The organism is Sphingomonas sp. (genome assembly GCF_019746015.1).
GTDB lineage: Bacteria > Pseudomonadota > Alphaproteobacteria > Sphingomonadales > Sphingomonadaceae > Sphingomonas.
Genome location: NZ_JAIESM010000069.1, coordinates 77040 through 92396 on the forward strand (window position 1 = coordinate 77040; position 15357 = coordinate 92396).

Annotated in this window: 15 protein-coding genes; 7 read left to right on the forward strand and 8 right to left on the reverse strand. The window is 67.6% G+C overall.

The features are described from left to right. Positions 1-2 precede the first annotated feature (2 nt). Together K2Y03_RS10265 and K2Y03_RS10270 are read left to right on the forward strand one after the other, a co-directional pair. A complete protein-coding gene (locus K2Y03_RS10265; RefSeq protein ID WP_294090538.1) occupies positions 3-1304 on the forward strand; it encodes an APC family permease in 1302 nt (433 codons plus the stop codon). Positions 1305-1356: 52 nt separating this feature from the next. Then, positions 1357-3612: an NADP-dependent malic enzyme gene (locus K2Y03_RS10270; RefSeq protein WP_294090539.1), complete on the forward strand. Its 2256-nt coding sequence runs from the start codon at positions 1357-1359 to the stop codon at positions 3610-3612. A 15-nt stretch (positions 3613-3627) separates the two neighbouring features. Here the strand turns inward: K2Y03_RS10270 and K2Y03_RS10275 are convergent, their stop codons facing one another. The 3 genes from K2Y03_RS10275 to K2Y03_RS10285 all read right to left on the reverse strand — a co-directional run bounded on the left by K2Y03_RS10275 (position 3628) and on the right by K2Y03_RS10285 (position 6421). Next, the gene (locus K2Y03_RS10275; protein ID WP_294090541.1) at positions 3628-3921 is read right to left on the reverse strand and encodes a hypothetical protein; all 294 of its coding nucleotides are present in this window, start codon (positions 3919-3921) and stop codon (positions 3628-3630) included. Between the two features lie 439 nt (positions 3922-4360). Next, positions 4361-5149 (reverse strand): SDR family oxidoreductase, encoded by a 789-nt coding sequence (locus tag K2Y03_RS10280; RefSeq protein ID WP_294090543.1) that lies wholly within the window; start codon positions 5147-5149, stop codon positions 4361-4363. Between the two features lie 126 nt (positions 5150-5275). Next, positions 5276-6421, reverse strand: coding sequence for an acyl-CoA dehydrogenase family protein (locus K2Y03_RS10285; protein ID WP_294090545.1), 1146 nt, complete (start codon positions 6419-6421; stop codon positions 5276-5278). 160 nt (positions 6422-6581) lie between these two features. Here K2Y03_RS10285 and K2Y03_RS10290 point away from each other — a divergent pair, with 160 nt between their 5' ends. Beyond that, the gene (locus K2Y03_RS10290; RefSeq protein WP_294090546.1) at positions 6582-7412 is read left to right on the forward strand and encodes an SDR family NAD(P)-dependent oxidoreductase; all 831 of its coding nucleotides are present in this window, start codon (positions 6582-6584) and stop codon (positions 7410-7412) included. Continuing rightward, the gene (locus K2Y03_RS10295; protein WP_294090548.1) at positions 7409-8845 is read left to right on the forward strand and encodes an MFS transporter; all 1437 of its coding nucleotides are present in this window, start codon (positions 7409-7411) and stop codon (positions 8843-8845) included. The genes K2Y03_RS10290 and K2Y03_RS10295 overlap by 4 nt, the downstream gene beginning before the upstream one ends. Before the next feature lie 127 nt (positions 8846-8972). Here K2Y03_RS10295 and K2Y03_RS10300 read toward each other — a convergent pair whose 3' ends face one another. The 3 genes from K2Y03_RS10300 to K2Y03_RS10310 all read right to left on the reverse strand — a co-directional run bounded on the left by K2Y03_RS10300 (position 8973) and on the right by K2Y03_RS10310 (position 10951). Beyond that, positions 8973-9602, reverse strand: coding sequence for a TRIC cation channel family protein (locus K2Y03_RS10300; RefSeq protein ID WP_294090550.1), 630 nt, complete (start codon positions 9600-9602; stop codon positions 8973-8975). A 37-nt stretch (positions 9603-9639) separates the two neighbouring features. Then, entirely contained in the window at positions 9640-10110 is a 471-nt protein-coding gene (locus K2Y03_RS10305; protein WP_294090551.1) for a DUF1203 domain-containing protein, read from the reverse strand. Positions 10111-10213: 103 nt separating this feature from the next. Continuing rightward, positions 10214-10951, reverse strand: coding sequence for a methyltransferase domain-containing protein (locus tag K2Y03_RS10310; protein ID WP_294090552.1), 738 nt, complete (start codon positions 10949-10951; stop codon positions 10214-10216). 755 nt (positions 10952-11706) lie between these two features. On the opposite strand from K2Y03_RS10310, the gene K2Y03_RS10315 reads away from it, so the two are divergent. Continuing rightward, entirely contained in the window at positions 11707-11979 is a 273-nt protein-coding gene (locus tag K2Y03_RS10315; RefSeq protein ID WP_294090553.1) for a hypothetical protein, read from the forward strand. 171 nt (positions 11980-12150) lie between these two features. Here K2Y03_RS10315 and K2Y03_RS10320 read toward each other — a convergent pair whose 3' ends face one another. Both K2Y03_RS10320 and sppA read right to left on the reverse strand, forming a co-directional pair. Continuing rightward, a complete protein-coding gene (locus K2Y03_RS10320; protein ID WP_294090554.1) occupies positions 12151-12708 on the reverse strand; it encodes a GNAT family N-acetyltransferase in 558 nt (185 codons plus the stop codon). Continuing rightward, positions 12705-14576 carry a signal peptide peptidase SppA gene (sppA, locus tag K2Y03_RS10325; protein ID WP_294090555.1) on the reverse strand — a complete coding sequence of 624 codons (1872 nt, stop codon included), beginning with the start codon at positions 14574-14576 and terminating at the stop codon, positions 12705-12707. Before sppA ends, K2Y03_RS10320 begins: the two co-directional genes overlap by 4 nt. Positions 14577-14784: 208 nt before the next feature. Between sppA and groES the strand changes: the two genes are divergently transcribed. Further along, on the forward strand, positions 14785-15072 hold the full coding sequence (gene groES, locus K2Y03_RS10330) for a co-chaperone GroES (protein WP_294090557.1): 288 nt from the start codon (positions 14785-14787) through the stop codon (positions 15070-15072). Positions 15073-15143: 71 nt separating this feature from the next. Further along, positions 15144-15357 (forward strand): TCP-1/cpn60 chaperonin family protein (locus tag K2Y03_RS10335; protein WP_294090558.1); only part of this gene is annotated, 214 nt, incomplete at its 3' end.

Genomic DNA, 15357 nt, shown 5'->3' on the forward strand with positions numbered 1-15357 from the left:
CGATGGAGATGCCGGCACAGCCCAGCGGATTGGCGCGCAGCGTCGGCATCGGGGGCGTCGCCGCCTTTGTGCTGAACGGCATTGTCGGCGCCGGGGTGTTTGCCTTTCCCGCATTGGTCGCAGCGCAAGCCGGTGGCGCCGCGCCGCTGGTCGTGGTGCTGGTGGGCGTGGTGCTGCTGCCTGTCGTGCTGGTGATGGCGCGGCTGGCAACGCTCTATCGCGGCACCGGCGGCCCCATTCTCTATGTGGAGGAGGCATTCGGCCGCACCGCCGGCTTCCAGATCGGCTGGATGCAGCTGCTGTCGTCGCTGTCGGCGCTGGCGGCCAATGTGAATGTGCTGGCCGATTATCTGCTGCGCGCGGCGGGCATCGGCACCGCGACGCCGGCGCTGGCGACGGTGCTGCACCCGCTGCTGGTGGCGGGCGCGATTGCGCTGCTGGCCCTGCTCAACCTAGGCCGGGTGGCGGGGGTGTCGCGGCTGTTGCAGCTCGGCTCGGTCGCCAAGCTCGCGCCGCTGGTGCTGCTGATCGTGCTGGCGGTGCCGGTGGCGCTGGCGGGTGGCGCCGCGCCGGCCGATGCCGCCGGGCAGGATCTGGTCAAGGCCGGGCTGGTTGCCGCCTTTGCCTTTGTCGGCTTCGAAGGCGCGCTGACCGTCGCCGGCGAGGCGCGACACCCCGAGCGCGACATGCCGCGCGCGGTGATCCTGGTGTTTGCCGGGGTGACGGCGCTCTATGCGCTGCTGTGCTGGGCCTATGTCGCCATCGCATTTGCCCCCGGCCCGGTCGACACCGCGCCGCTGGCCACGCTTGCCGCGCGGCTGATCGGCGGCGCGGGCGCGCTGGTGGTCACGCTCACTGCCGCGATTTCGGTGCTGGGCAACACCATGTTCACGGTGCTGATCAGTTCGCGCCGGCTGGTCGTCTTTGCCGGGCAGGGAACGGCGCCTGGCTGGTTCGGGCGGCTCTCGGTGCCGGGCGCGGTGCCGCGCAATGCAGTGGTCGCCATCTGCGCGGTGGCGGCGCTGCTCGCGCTGTCGGGCGGGTTCACCGCGCTGGCGCTGATCAGCGTGGCGTCGCGGCTGCTGGTCTATCTGGGCTGCATCGCCGCGCTGCCGGTGATCGAGCGGCGGCGCGGGCTTGGCAGCGGCACCGCGCAGCGGGTGGTGCTGGTGGCGGCCGCGCTGGTTGCGCTGGCGCTGATCGCGGGCACCCAGCCGGCCGCCTGGCTGGGGCTGGGTGCGGCGGTGGCGTCGGGTGCGGTCGTCTATGCGCTTGGCGGGCGCGGCGCGCGAAAGCCGGGGTGACGGACGCGGCCCCGCGTCGTAAGGAAGCGCCAAAGCAAGGGAATGGCACCGCATGACCGAAGAAACCTCCGCCCAGCTCGACCGCGAAGCGCTGCTGTTCCATTCGGAGGGGCGCCCCGGCAAGATCGAGGTGATCGCGTCGAAGCCGGTTGCCACCCAGCGCGATCTGGCGCTTGCCTATTCGCCCGGCGTCGCCGCGCCCGTGCGGGCGATCGCCGCCGACCCCGCCACTGCCTATGATTATACCGCCAAGGGCAATCTGGTCGCGGTCATCTCCAACGGCACCGCCATTCTGGGGCTGGGCAATCTGGGGGCGCTTGCCTCCAAGCCGGTGATGGAAGGCAAGGCAGTGCTGTTCAAGCGCTTCGCCGATGTCGATTCGATCGACATCGAGGTGAAGACCGAGGATGTCGACCGCTTCATCGAGTGTGTCGAGCTGCTCGAGCCGACCTTTGGCGGCATCAACCTGGAAGACATCAAGAGCCCGGAATGTTTCGTGATCGAGCAGGCACTGCGCGAACGCATGAACATCCCTGTGTTCCATGACGATCAGCACGGCACCGCGATCATCGCGGCGGCCGGCCTGATCAACGCGCTCTACCTCACCGACCGCGACATCAAGACGACGCGGGTGGTGATGAATGGCGCGGGTGCCGCCGCCATTGCCTGTGCCGAACTGATCAAGGCAATGGGCCTGCCGGGCGAAAATCTGATGATGTGCGACCGCACCGGCGTGATCTGGCGCGGGCGCGCGGGCGTCAACCAGTGGCAGTCGGCGCACGCCGTCGATACCGATTGCCGCACGCTGACCGAGGCACTGATGGGCGCCGATGTGTTCATGGGCCTGTCAGCAGCGGGCGCCGTGTCGCAGGAGATGGTGCGCGGCATGGCGCCCCGGCCGATCATCTTCGCGATGGCCAATCCCGACCCCGAAATCACGCCGCCCGATGCGAAAGCGGCGCGCCCCGACGCAATCGTCGCCACCGGCCGGTCCGACTATCCCAACCAGGTCAACAATGTGCTGGGCTTCCCGTTCATCTTTCGCGGCGCGCTCGATGTGCGCGCAACCGGCATCAACGACGCGATGAAGATCGCCGCGGCCAATGCGCTGGCCGAGCTTGCCCGGCAACAGGTGCCCGAAGAAGTAGCGATGGCGTACGGCGTGCGGCACAGCTTCGGCCCCGATTATATCATTCCGGCCCCCTTCGACCCGCGGCTGATGGAAGTGGTGCCGGCCGCCGTTGCCAAAGCGGCGATGGAAACCGGCGTGGCGACGCGGCCGATCAGCGATTTCGACAATTACCGCCACTGCCTGCGCGCGCGGCTGAACCCCACCACCTCGGTGCTGCAACTTGCCTATGAAGGTGCGCGCGCGCGGCCCAAGCGCGTGCTGTTTGCCGAAGGCGAGGAGGAGGTCGTGCTGCGCGCGGCGATTTCCTTCCAGGAAAGCGGCTATGGCACCCCGGTGCTGGTCGGGCGCGACGACGTGCCCGAGCGGCTGCGCGCGCTGGGCGTTGACGACCCTGCCCGGTTCGAGCTGCACAACAGCCGCAATTCGCCGCTGGTGCCCAAGATGGTCGAGTTCCTCTACGCCCGGCTGCAGCGGCGCGGCTATCTGCGCCGCGATTGCGAGCGGATGATCAACCAGGACCGCAACGTGTTCGGCGCGGTGATGCTGCAGCTGGGCGAAGCGGATGCGATGATCACCGGCATCACCCGCACCTATGCCCATGCGATGCGCGAGGTGCGCCGGGTGATCGACCCCGCCGCTGGCCGCACCCCCTTTGGCGTCCATCTGATGGTGGGGCAGAGCCACACCGTGTTCATGGCCGATACCACGCTCAACGAGCGGCCAAGTGCTGAAGAACTGGCCGACATTGCCGAGGGGACGGCCGCCGTCGCCCGCCGCATGGGGCACGAACCGCGCGTCGCCTTCCTCAGCTATTCGACCTTCGGCAATCCCGAGGGGCGCTGGCTGGACAATATCCGCGACGCCGTGAAAGTGCTCGATCAGCGCGGCGTTAGCTTTGAATTCGAAGGCGAAATGGCGCCCGATGTCGCGCTCAACCCGCGCCAGCTGGCCAATTACCCCTTTGCGCGCCTGTCTGGCCCGGCCAATGTGCTGGTGCTGCCGGGGCTACAATCGGCCAATATCTCCGCCAAATTGCTGCGCGAACTCGGCGGCGACAGCGTGATCGGTCCGATGCTGGTCGGCATGGAAAAGCCGGTGCAGATCGCCCCGATGACGAGCACCGCAAGCGAGCTGGTGACGCTCGCGGTGCTCGCAGCCGGGGGAATTGTCGGCTGATCCCGGCGGCTCGCGTCAACTCTGCGACGCGGCCATGTCGATGCCCAGCGCCAGCCACTGCGCCTCGGTCCGGCAGACGGTGCCGCTCTTGCCGGGGACGACATCGTCGCGGCGGATGCAGTAACGCTGCTGGCTGGGGTTGCGGCGCGGCGCTTCCTGCGCGGTCATCGCTTCATACAGCACGCGCGTGGACAGCTCCATGCGGCGCGCAGCGGTGGCAACCTTGTGCCAGTCCGCCCGGTTGATGCTGGCGGTGTCGACCGGGGCCGCCGCGCCCATTGACAGCGCGGCCAGGATGATCAAGCTCATGATTTCAGACTCCTCAAACCGATGGCGCAATCCGCCATCACTGGTCTGAAGTGCATTATTCATGCCATACACGTATGATGTTGATTTTTAATGATATTAACCGAGAGTGCTCGATTCGGCCCATTGTATCGTGCCCCATTTTCTGGCGCGATCCGCCAACTTCGGGCGCCAGCAGCCCCGTTCGTGTCGAGCCTCCTCGGGACACGGGGACCCGATACGGCGCCCTGGGCATCCCGCCCCTCGACTTCGCTCGGGGCGGACGCGTTGGGGGGAATCGAGGCAAAGCCAGGTCGCGGCCATGCACTCCTCCTCCCCTTCAGGGGAGGAGGTCGGGAGGTGGGCCTCTATGCAGAGCGCAGCGCTGTTTTTTGGAGAGGCCCCACCCCCCTCCCCTGTAGGGGAGGGGCTTTGGTCAGCGGTCGCCCGGCGCCGTCACCCGTTACGCGTCGATGCTGCTGCCCAGCGCCGCATTCACCAGCCCGCCATCGACGGTGATCGTGTCGCCGACCACATAATCGCCCGCGCGGCTGGCCAGATAAATGGCGGTGCCGGCCATGTCTTCGTCGGCGCCGATGCGCTTGGCGGGAATGGCCTGCGCCACCGCGTCGCCATGGTCGCGCGCGGCCTTGTTCATTTCGCTGGCAAAGGCGCCCGGCGCGATCGAGGTGACGTTGATATGGTCGCGCACCAGCCGCGCCGCCATCCGCTTGGTGAGGTAGATGAGCGCCGATTTGGAGGCGTGATAGCTATAGGTTTCCCACGGGTTCAGCCGCTGCCCGTCGATCGAGGTGATGTTGATCACCTTGGCTGGCCGCGCGGGCGATGCCGCCGCCTTCAGCGCTTCGTGCAGCGACTGGGTCAGGAAGAAGGGCGATTTGACGTTCAGGTCCATCACCTTGTCCCAGCCTTTTTCCGGGAACACCTCGAACGGTTCACCCCAGGCGGCGCCGGCATTGTTGACGAGGATGTCGAGCTTCGTTTCATGCTCGGCAAGTTGCGCGGCCAGCGCCTTGCACCCGGCCACCGTCGACACGTCCTGCGGCAGCGCGACGCAGTTGGGGCCAAGCGCCTCGGCCGTCTCGAAACAGGCATCGGCCTTGCGCGACGAGATATAGACCTTTGCCCCTTGCGCGATGAACCCGGCGGCGATCATCCGGCCGATGCCGCGCGAGCCCCCGGTGACGAGCGCGACGCGCCCGTCGAGGCGGAACAGGTTGGTGGTGTCCATGATAGTCTCCCCTCCCGCCTGCGGGAGGGGCCGGGGGTGGGCGCCCGGCCAGCCGCAGACGGTGTCTCGTTGATGATGCCGGAGGCCCACCCCCCGACCCCCTCCCGCCAGCGGGAGGGGGAGTGATTACCCCCCGCGCTTCATCGTTTCGCGCGCGACGATCAATTGCTGGATCTGGCTGGTGCCTTCATAGATGCGGAACAGCCGCACATCGCGGTACAGCCGCTCGATCCCGTAATCGGCGATATAGCCCGCGCCGCCATAGATCTGCACCGCGCGGTCGGCGACGCGGCCGACCATTTCGCTGGCGAACAATTTGGCGGCCGAGCTTTCCAGCACGACGTCGCGGCCTTCATCCTTTGCCGCCGCCGTTTCCAGCACCAGTGCGCGCGCGGCGAGTGCCTCGGTCTTCGAGTCCGCGATCATCGCCTGGATCAGCTGATGCTCGGCAATCGGCTTGCCGAACTGCTGCCGCTCGGCGGCATAGGCGACGCAATCGGCGATCAGCCGCTCGGCGACGCCCACGCACACCGCCGAAATGTGCAGCCGGCCCCGGTCGAGCACGCGCATCGCGATCTTGAAGCCTTCGCCCTCGGCGCCCAGCCGGTTCTCCGCCGGCACCGGCACCGCGTCGAAATTGACGTCGGCGACCTTGGCGCCCTTCTGCCCCATTTTCTTCTCGGGCTCGCCGATCGACACGCCCGGCAGGTCGCGCGGCACCAGAAAGGCGGAAACGCCGCGCGCGCCGGGCGCGTCGCTGGTGCGCGCCATGACGGTGAAAAGGTCGGCCTTGTCGGCATTGGTGATGTAACGCTTGGTGCCCGACAGGCGGTAGACATTGCCGTCGCGCACCGCCCGCGTCTTCACCGCGCCCGAATCGCTGCCGACATCGGGCTCGGTCAGCGCAAAGCTGGTCACCACCTCGCCGCTGGCGATGCGCGGCAGCCACTGCGCCTTCTGCTCGGGCGTGCCGGCCATCACGAGGCCCTGGCTGCCGATGCCGACATTGGTGCCGAAGGTGGAGCGGAAGGCAGGCGTGGTGCGCCCCAGCTCGATGGCGACGCGGCACTCCTCCGCCATGGTCAGCCCCAGCCCGCCAAACTCCTCGGCAATCGACAGCCCGAACAGCCCCATCGCCCGCATTTCGGCGACGATGCCGTCGGGGATCGCGTCATCGGCCTCGACCTGCCCTTCGAGCGGGCGCAGCCGTTCGGCGACGAAGCGGCGCACCGTTTCGATCAGCTGCGCAAAAGTTTCCGCGTCGAGCGCCATGCCCCTCTCCCTGATTTGTCGCCCCGCTCACAAGGGGTTGCAGCCCCTTGGTTAGCCGCCCGCCACACCCCCCGCAAGCCAAACCCAAAATTCGAAACTGGCCGATTGACCACGCGCAACCCCATACTATGCTGCCCAAAAACAGAGGAGAGGCAGGCCGATGCGCTTTGCTGGCAAACGGGCAGTGATTACCGGCGGCGTCTCCGGCATCGGCCGCGCGACCGCGCTGCGGCTGGTGGTCGAGGGGGCCGATGTGCTGATCGGCGATATCGACGACGCCGGCGGCGCCGCACTTGCGGCCGAGAGCGGCGGGCGCATCACCTATCAGCATTGCGACGTGATGGAGCCGGCACAGATCGAGGCGCTGATCGCGGCCGGGGACGCGGCCGGCGGCATCGACATCCTGTTCAACAATGCCGGCGCCGGCGGCGACCGCGCGCCCATCGACGAGATCAGCGCGGACGGGTGGGACCGCACACAGGCCCTGCTGCTGCGCTCGGTCGCGCTCGGCATCCGCTATGCCGCGCCGCTGATGGCCAAGCGGGGCGGCGGCGCCATCGTCAACACCGCCTCCATCGCCGCGCTGCAGACCGGGGCGGCGCCCACTGCCTATTCGGTTGCCAAGGCCGGCGTCTTGCACCTGACACATCTGGCGGCGGCCGATCTGGCGCGCTACCGCATCCGGGTGAACGCCATCTGCCCGGGCTTCATCACCACCAACATCTTCGTCAGTTCAGTCGGCATCGAAGGGCCGTTGCGCGATCAGGCCAATGCCGCGATTGCCGGCATCGCCGCCAAGGCGCAGCCGGTGCAGCGCGCGGGGCTGGCCGAGGATATCGCCGCTGCCGTGGCCTATCTCGCCAGCGACGATGCCGGCTTCGTCACCGGCACGCATATCGTGGTCGATGGCGGCATCACGCTTGGCCCGCGTCACAGCTGGGACCCACAGACACCGGGCCTGTTCACCATGCTGGAGGCGATGCAGAAGTGACCGGCGCGGGCATGACGCCGGCGGCACGCCGCGTATCGCGGCTCACCCGCTGGTCGTTCGGCTTCGGCTCGATCGCTTACGGGGTGAAGGACGGCGGCTTCACCACCTTCCTGCTGCTCTATTATAATCAGGTGATGGGCCTGCCGCCCGGCCGGCTGGGGCTGGTGATTGCCGCCGCGCTGCTGGTGGAGGCGTTTGTCGACCCCTTTGTCGGCTTCCTGTCAGACATCACGCGCACGCCCTGGGGCCGGCGGCACCCGTGGATGTATGCCTCCGCCCTGCCGGTGGCGCTGGGCTGGCTGCTCTTGTGGAACCCGCCCGCCGGCTGGTCTCAGGACGCGCTGCTCGCTTATGTGTTCGGATCGGCGCTGCTGGTGCGCATTGCGCTGTCGGCGTTCGAAATTCCCTCCGCCGCGATGGGGCCGGAGCTGAGTTCCGACTATGACGAGCGCACGCTGCTCTTCTCCTACCGCTATCTGTTCGCCTGGGCGGGCGGGCTGGGGATGCTGTTCCTCGCTTATGCCGTGTTCCTGGTGCCCGATGCCACGCATGCCGATGGCCTGCAGAATCCGCTCGGCTATCAGCGTTATGCGCTGACCGGTGCCGTCATCATGGCGCTGTCGATCCTGTTGTCGTCGATGGGGCTGCACCCGGAGATAAAGTCGCTGCCGAAGCCGGCGCCCACCCCGCCCGGCGAGCATTGGCGCGAATTCCGCGCCGCGATCCTGAACCGGGGTTTCCTGGTGCTGATCGCCGCCGGCACCTTTGGCTATACCGCGCAGGGCGTCGCCTTCACCATGTCGAACTATATCTATGCCTTTGTGTGGCAGTTCGACACCGCCACCCGCAGCATGGTGCCGGGGGCGCTGCTGATCGGGGCGATCTTTGCCTTCATCCTCGCGCCGCGCCTGTCGCGCGGGGGGGACAAGCCCCGGATCGCGGCGATCCTGACCATCATGTCGGTGCTGCTGACGGTCGCGCCCTTCGTGCTCGACCTGCTCGGCTGGTTCCCGCCCAAGGGATCGCCTTTCCAGGTGCCGCTGCTGTTCACCATCTACATTGCCGATATCACCTGCGGCGTGGCGGCCACCATCCTGGGCAGCGCGATGCTGGCCGATGTGGTGGAGGATTCTGAAATACGCACCGGCCGCCGGTCCGAAGGCGTGTTCTTCGCCGGCGGCTTCTTCGTGCAGAAAGTGGCCGGCGCGCTGGGTATTGGCGTGGCGGGGCAGATATTGGAACTGGCCGCCTTCCCGGCCAAGGCGGAAGTGGGGCAGGTGTCGGCGATGACCATCGACCGGCTGATGATCTACTACATCATCGCAGCACTCGCGCTGCGCTTTGCGACCGCCTTCTGGTACACGCGCTTTCCGTTCGGCCGCGCCGAACATGAGGCGCGACTCGCCCGGCTGGGGGCAAAGCCGGCTGAGTAGGGCGGGTCGGCCCCAGCGCCAGACAAATCTTGCCGTGCGGGGACCCCGAAAGCGTCGCGACGGCCATATTCAATGGGAGGGCGGTAAGCGCCGGACCAGAAGCGTCTCAACGACCCCGAAACCGGGCCTAGCGCCGTCCGCGATAGGCGGGCAGCCGGAGCTTCCAGTGGATTGCTGCCGCCCGCAGCGCAAAGCCGCCCAGCGCGCCGATTGCGGCCGCTACCGCCACCGGCGCGCCCGCCAGCACCAGCCCGACATAGAGCGCCGCCGCCAGCGCTGCCGCCGTCACATAAAGTTCGGGCCGCATCAGGATCGAGGGTTCGCCCGCCAGCACGTCGCGGATGATGCCGCCGACACAGGCGGAGATCACCCCCATCACGATTGCGGGCACCGCCGGCACCGCGACATTCAGCGCCTTGGCCGCGCCGTAAACGGCATAGGCCGCCAGCCCCAGCGCATCGAACCACACCAACGCTGCGCCCGCCCACCAGCGCTGGGGCGTTACATAGATGAAAAAGGCAATGCCCAGGCACACAGCCGCCGCGCGCGAATCCTGCACCCAGAATACCGGTACGCCGATCAGCAGGTCGCGCAGCGTGCCGCCGCCCACGCCGGTGATCAGCGCGAAAAAGGCGAGCGTCACCATGGTCTGCCCGCGCTGCGCGGCCGCCAGCGCGCCCGAGGCGGCAAACACCGCCAGCCCGGCCAGATCAAGCGCGGGGCCGATGCTGTGGGTGAGGGAATCGATCGGCTGCATGTGCGCCAGCCCTAAACCTTCACCCCGGCGCCCTCAATCACCCCGCCCGGTCGATCCGCGCCGCGAAACAGCCGGCGGCGGCATAATGGGCGTGGAGATAGGCGACCGCGCCGCTCGCGAACAGCCGGTCGATGCCGGCCTCGATCACCGAACCCTCCGCCAGTTCGGCGCCCAGCATCATGCCCTGCGCGTCAAAGGCCCGCAGCGAAATCCAGCGCCGGCGCAGCACCGGCGGCACCGTGTCGACCAGATCGAGCGCGGCGGTTGCCCCTTCGCGCACGAAGATCGCGTGGCGCGCACGATAGGGAGTTGCCGCCGGCTGATGCTCGAAATTGAGCAGCAGCGCGGTCTCTCCGACCTCCAGATCGCGCACCTCGATGCGGTCGGGGAAGCCGGGGTTACTGTCCACCACCCGGCGCTTGACGCCCTGTGCCAGCAGGGCGCTGTCGGCCAGGCTGTAAAGGTGCTGGAAAGGGGCGGGGTCCAGCCCGCGGATGCGAAATGACATCGGTCTGCTCCTTGAAACCTGTGGCCAGCGCCGCTTCGGGCTGGCTCGGCGATGGCTCTAGGCGCAGGACCGCCACCGGGCGCTCCGCTGCTTGTGGTGGATATCAGCCCGGCGCGACAACCAGCCGATAGCCGGCGTCATAGCTGTCCTCAGCGGCAACGCTCGCATAGCGCCGTGCCCAGGCGCCCGCGCGCAGATCGTCGGCGAGCGCGGCCAGCCCCTGCTCGGCGCCGTCAATCGCCCAGAAGGACGAGCTGCCGGCGCGCACGGCCGGGTCCAGATAGGCCTCGGGCCGGCGCCAATAGGCGTAGAGAAAGCCGTCGATGCAATCATGCGGCACCAGCACCGGGCTGATCCGCACCGGCCCCAGCCAGCGCGCATAATCGGCCATCGCCGGCATCTGTGCGGCGTCGAGCGCGGCCAGCTGGGGCAGATAATCGGTCAGCCAGGGCCGGTGCGCGGGATCATAGGTGAGCAGGACGATGGCGCCGCGCGCCACCCGGCGCAACTCGCGCATCCCGGCGGTCTTGTCTGCCCAGTGGTGCACGGTCAGCACCGCAAGTGCTGCATCGACGCACTTGTTGGCCAGCGGCAGCGCCTCGGCCCGCGCGCAAAGTGCGGGCGCTGCGCCGGCGGGGCGCTGGGCAATCATTGCTGCCGACGGCTCGACCGCGATCAGCGCGCGGCCGGCGGGTTCATAGGCGCCGGCCCCGGCGCCTACATTGACCACGCTCTGCGCGGTGCCAAGCGCGGCATGGATGAGGCGGGCGACGCGCGGATCGGCCTGTCGCCGCCGGGCATAATCGGTGCCGATCCGGTCATAGATTGCGTTGATGGCCACGCTCCCGCTTGACGAGCCGACAGAGGCTAGGGCGGCGGCCGCGCGCTGCCAACCGGGGGGCGGCGCAATAAAATGGGGGCCGATCTTTCGATCGACCCCCTGTCGCCGGACTTCAGCGGTGGCACCCTGTCTGCCGGGCATGTCACCATGCCGGGCCGCAGCGCGCGCGCCACCTGGTTTCGGCGGCATGGCCTGATCTCGCCGCCCCTTTCGGGACGGAACCAGACCCTGACCGCTCCCGTTCCCTCGGCCGGAGGTGTCGCCACCTGCCGGTGTCTGGCCGCGAACGATCCGCTTCGGCGCCGTCCTTCGTCCTGCCACTCCCATTGCTGGGCGCAACCGCGACGAAAGCAATCTCGCTTTCCGCGTTGAATGCTGGCCCGAACCGACCTGTGCAGCGACACCGAAGCATCGCGCCTTGACAGCCCGATCAACATTCCGCCGACGCTCCCTCCGCACGGTTTGCGAATGCCACCTGCGCGGTCTTCCTGCCGACCTAAGCCTTTTTGAAATCAACGATTTCTCGCTACTTTCTGTCCGGCTTACGGGTTGATGCTCTCACGACTGCCGAGTCGGCCAAAGCGCGAATCGCTGGCCAAAAGCTGTGGATAACGTGGATAGCGGGGATTGGTTTGGCGACGACTCGGCAGCCGCTGTTCCACTGGTTTAAGCACGGGTTCATGTCAGGGCGGTGAAACCTGTCTGGCCCTTTGGGCGTTATCGGCGCGCAATCATCCCAAGCAATGGAGAGCAAGATGCGACATTTCATCCTGGCAGCAGCGGCCGCAGCGCTGGTCGTTCCCGTAACTGTCGATTACGGCAAGGCCGACGCCCAGCAGCAACAGCCGCGCAAGAAGTGCCGGCGCTCGTCGGGCACGACCGGGCTGATCGTGGGCGGCGTTGGCGGCGCGGTTGCCGGCAATGCGGCGGGCGGCGGCCTGCTCGGCACGGCGGTGGGCGCAGCCGGCGGCGCCTTTGCCGGCCGCGCGGTCGATCGCACGCTGACGGCCAAGAATCGCTGCCGGTAGAGCTGGTTTCAGTTGAACTGAAACCTTGGCGGTGCCGGCCCGCGCCCCCGCCCGGGGCACCCCACAAAATACTACTTTGTGGGGACCCCGTCGGCCTTCCACGATGACATCCTTCATGGGTGGTCGGGTGGGGGAGAGGGCCGGCAACGCCTTCGATAAGGCCCCAAAAACCTAATCCCGCACCACGCCCACTTCGCTGAACGGGCGCGGCTCGACCGGCGGCACGCGCGAGGTGTTGAGCGCGCATTGCCAGAAGCCGATATCGAGCCACTGGCCCTGCTTGTAGCCGATCTCGCGGTACATGCCGGTGCGGCGGAAGCCGACCGATTCATGCAGCTGGATCGCACCCTCATTGGGCAGCGAAAGCACCGCGATCGCCTGGGTGAAGCCCTGCGCGCGCAGCGTGTCGATCAGCGCGTCATAGAGCAGCCGTGCCGGCCCCTGACGCTGCAGCGGCCCGGCGGTGTAGATCGAGGTTTCAACGACATAGCGATAGGCCGGGCGGTCGCGCCACAGGCCGGCATAGGCATAGCCCAGCACGCCGCCATCCTCGCCGCTGGTCGCGACCAGCCAGGGATAATAGCCGCGCCAGGCATGCATGCGCCGGCACATCGTGTCGGCATCGGGCGCCTCGGTCTCGAACGACACGGTGCCGCCCAGCACGAACGGGGCATAGATGGCCGCGATTGCCGGAGAATCGCTCTCGACGGCGGGGCGGATCGCGATCACCAGTCGAGCCTTGCCAGAAGCAGCATCATCAAGCTCTTGTCTCCCCCCTGCGGCGCCGCCGGCGCCAGGCTCGCGCATTCCAGGCACCGCGCCTGGATCGCCGCACCGCTTGCCAGCCGCTGCGCATCGCCCAGCGCGCGGGCAAAGATCGCGCGCCGCTCCGCCGCCAGCCGCGAATAGGCATCGCCCGGTTGTGTAGCATCATCATCGCCGCTGCGCTGCATCAGCCCGGCGATGAATTCGGCGAACCAGTCCGGCTTTTTCTCCAGATAGCGGGGATAGACGGCGCCGGGGTCCAGCTTGGCGCGGCGCGCGGCCTCGGCAATCGCGTCGTCGAGCCCGCCGAACCGGTCGACCAGGCCGATCTGGCGCGCGCTGCCGCCGTCCCACACGCGCCCCTGCGCGATTTCGTCCACCTGCGCCGGTGTCTTGCCGCGCGCCTGCGCCACCCGCTCCAGAAACTGGCGATAGCCATGCTCGATGCCGGCCTGGAACAGCTTGTCCACGGCTTCGTTGGTGCCGCCGGCAATGTCGGGCTGGCCGGAAAGCGGCGTGGTCTTCACCCCGTCGCTGGTGATGCCGATCTTGTCGAGCGCCTTTTCAAAGGTCGGCAGCACCGCGAAAATGCCGATCGAGCCGGTGATGGTGTTGGGCTCGGCAAAGATCACGTCGCCGGCCGTCGCCACCCAATAGCCGCCCGAGGCCGCCACGCCGCCCATCGACACGACGACCGGCAGCTTCCTGGCCTTGGCTTCCAGAATGGCAAGGCGGATCGTCTCCGACGCCATCGCCGAGCCGCCCGGCGAATCGATGCGCACGACCAGCGCCTTCAGCTTGCCGCTGTCGAGGCCCTTGGCGAGCGCCCGCGCGATCGTGTCGCCGCCCGCCGTGCCCGCCGGCGCCTTGCCATCGACAATGTCGCCCGCCACCGTCAGCACGCCGATTGCCTCGCCAGAGGTGCTGGGCGGGTGCGCGGCGAGGAACGCGTCATAGGCGATGGTGCGGAACTGGCCCGCCTTGTCGGGCACTGCGCCGGCAATCTGCGCCACGCGCTTGTTGAAGGCAGTGCGGTCACCCAGCTTGTCGACCAGGCCCGCTTTCAGATTAGCCTGGGCAATGTCTCCCCCAGCCGCCTGCACCGGCGTTACCGGATCGGTCAGGAACGCCGCCACCTGCGCCTTTGGCCGCGCCTTGGCGACCGTCTCGCGCCAGTCGGCCGCGATCGCGCCATAAAGCGCCTGCGCATTTTCGCGCGCCTCGTCGGACTGGTCGGTGCGGGTATAGGGTTCGACGAAGGATTTGAACTTGCCGACCCGATAGACGTGGATGTTGACGCCCAGCTTGTCGAACAGGCCCTTGTAATAGAGCCGCGACCCGCCCGGCCCGGTGAACAGCGCGCCGCCCATCGGGTGCATCCAGATCTCGCTGGCATGCGCCGCCAGCCGATAGGCGGAATCGCTGTAGCCGCTGGCATAAGCGAGCACCGGCTTGCCGCCCTTGCGCACCCGGTCGAGCGCGTCGCCCACGTCGTTCAGCGCCGCCGGCATGCCACCGGCAAAGGAATCGAGGTCGAGCACCACGGCCTTCACGCGCGCATCGTCGCGCGCGGCGTCGATCGCGCGCACCACGTCGCGCAGGCGGAATTCGCGCGGCTGATCCTGGCCGTCGAACGCGAATTCTGCGGCGCGGGGCTGCTCGACGATGCTGCCTTTCAGGTCGAGCACCAGCGCGCCATCCTTGATCGAGGCCGTGTTGGGCCGCGCGGTGAGTGCGGCGAACAGCGCGCCGAAAAAGATCAGCATCAGCGCCAGCACCATCAGATCCTTGATGCCGACCAGCAATTTCCACGCGCCACGCAGCAGCTTCATGCCCATGCCATCCTTCGTGAGCCCCTGCTTTGCGCTAAACGACAGCGTCGCTTGAGTAAAGCCGCCGTGTTAGCACCATCACACGCTTTTTGACGCGGCCGCAACCCTTGACGCCTGCCGCCAGCGCGCCCATATGCCCGACCGTTAGCACTCGCGGGCAGTGAGTGCTAAGAACAGCTCAGACCAACCCGATGAAAGGATGGAGCGCATGAACTTTCGCCCTTTGCATGACCGCGTGCTTGTTCGCCGCGTCGAAGCCGAGGAAAAGACCGCCGGCGGGATCATCATTCCCGATACCGCCAAGGAAAAGCCGCAGGAAGGCGAAGTCGTCGCCGCCGGCACGGGCGCCAAGGCCGAAGATGGCAAGGTGACCCCGCTGGACGTGAAGCCGGGCGACCGTATCCTGTTCGGCAAATGGTCGGGCACCGAGGTGAAGGTCAACGGTGAAGACCTGCTGATCATGAAGGAATCGGACATTCTGGGCATCGTCGGCTGAGCCGGCCACCCGGGAATTCTCCGAACCACCATTTCTTCGTTCAACTTCAACACCATTGAAAGGGCAGTCAGATGGCAGCCAAGGACGTAAAATTCAGCCGTGACGCGCGCGAGCGCATTCTGCGCGGCGTCGACATTCTGGCCGATGCAGTGAAGGTGACGCTGGGGCCGAAGGGCCGCAACGTCGTGATCGACAAGTCGTTCGGCGCACCGCGCATCACCAAGGACGGCGTCACCGTCGCCAAGGAAATCGAACTGAAGGACAAGTTCGAGAATATGGGCGCGC

What these genes read in the sequence shown, in the direction of transcription:
- sppA (WP_294090555.1), bottom strand. Translation starts at nt 14,576, where the DNA reads ATGAAGCTGCTGCGTGGCGCGTGGAAATTGCTGGTCGGCATCAAGGAT.
- K2Y03_RS10265 (WP_294090538.1), top strand. Translation starts at nt 3, where the DNA reads ATGGAGATGCCGGCACAGCCCAGCGGATTGGCGCGCAGCGTCGGCATC.
- K2Y03_RS10280 (WP_294090543.1), bottom strand. Translation starts at nt 5,149, where the DNA reads ATGGACACCACCAACCTGTTCCGCCTCGACGGGCGCGTCGCGCTCGTC.
- groES (WP_294090557.1), top strand. Translation starts at nt 14,785, where the DNA reads ATGAACTTTCGCCCTTTGCATGACCGCGTGCTTGTTCGCCGCGTCGAA.
- K2Y03_RS10290 (WP_294090546.1), top strand. Translation starts at nt 6,582, where the DNA reads ATGCGCTTTGCTGGCAAACGGGCAGTGATTACCGGCGGCGTCTCCGGC.
- K2Y03_RS10300 (WP_294090550.1), bottom strand. Translation starts at nt 9,602, where the DNA reads ATGCAGCCGATCGATTCCCTCACCCACAGCATCGGCCCCGCGCTTGAT.
- K2Y03_RS10285 (WP_294090545.1), bottom strand. Translation starts at nt 6,421, where the DNA reads ATGGCGCTCGACGCGGAAACTTTTGCGCAGCTGATCGAAACGGTGCGC.
- K2Y03_RS10315 (WP_294090553.1), top strand. Translation starts at nt 11,707, where the DNA reads ATGCGACATTTCATCCTGGCAGCAGCGGCCGCAGCGCTGGTCGTTCCC.
- K2Y03_RS10305 (WP_294090551.1), bottom strand. Translation starts at nt 10,110, where the DNA reads ATGTCATTTCGCATCCGCGGGCTGGACCCCGCCCCTTTCCAGCACCTT.
- K2Y03_RS10270 (WP_294090539.1), top strand. Translation starts at nt 1,357, where the DNA reads ATGACCGAAGAAACCTCCGCCCAGCTCGACCGCGAAGCGCTGCTGTTC.
- K2Y03_RS10275 (WP_294090541.1), bottom strand. Translation starts at nt 3,921, where the DNA reads ATGAGCTTGATCATCCTGGCCGCGCTGTCAATGGGCGCGGCGGCCCCG.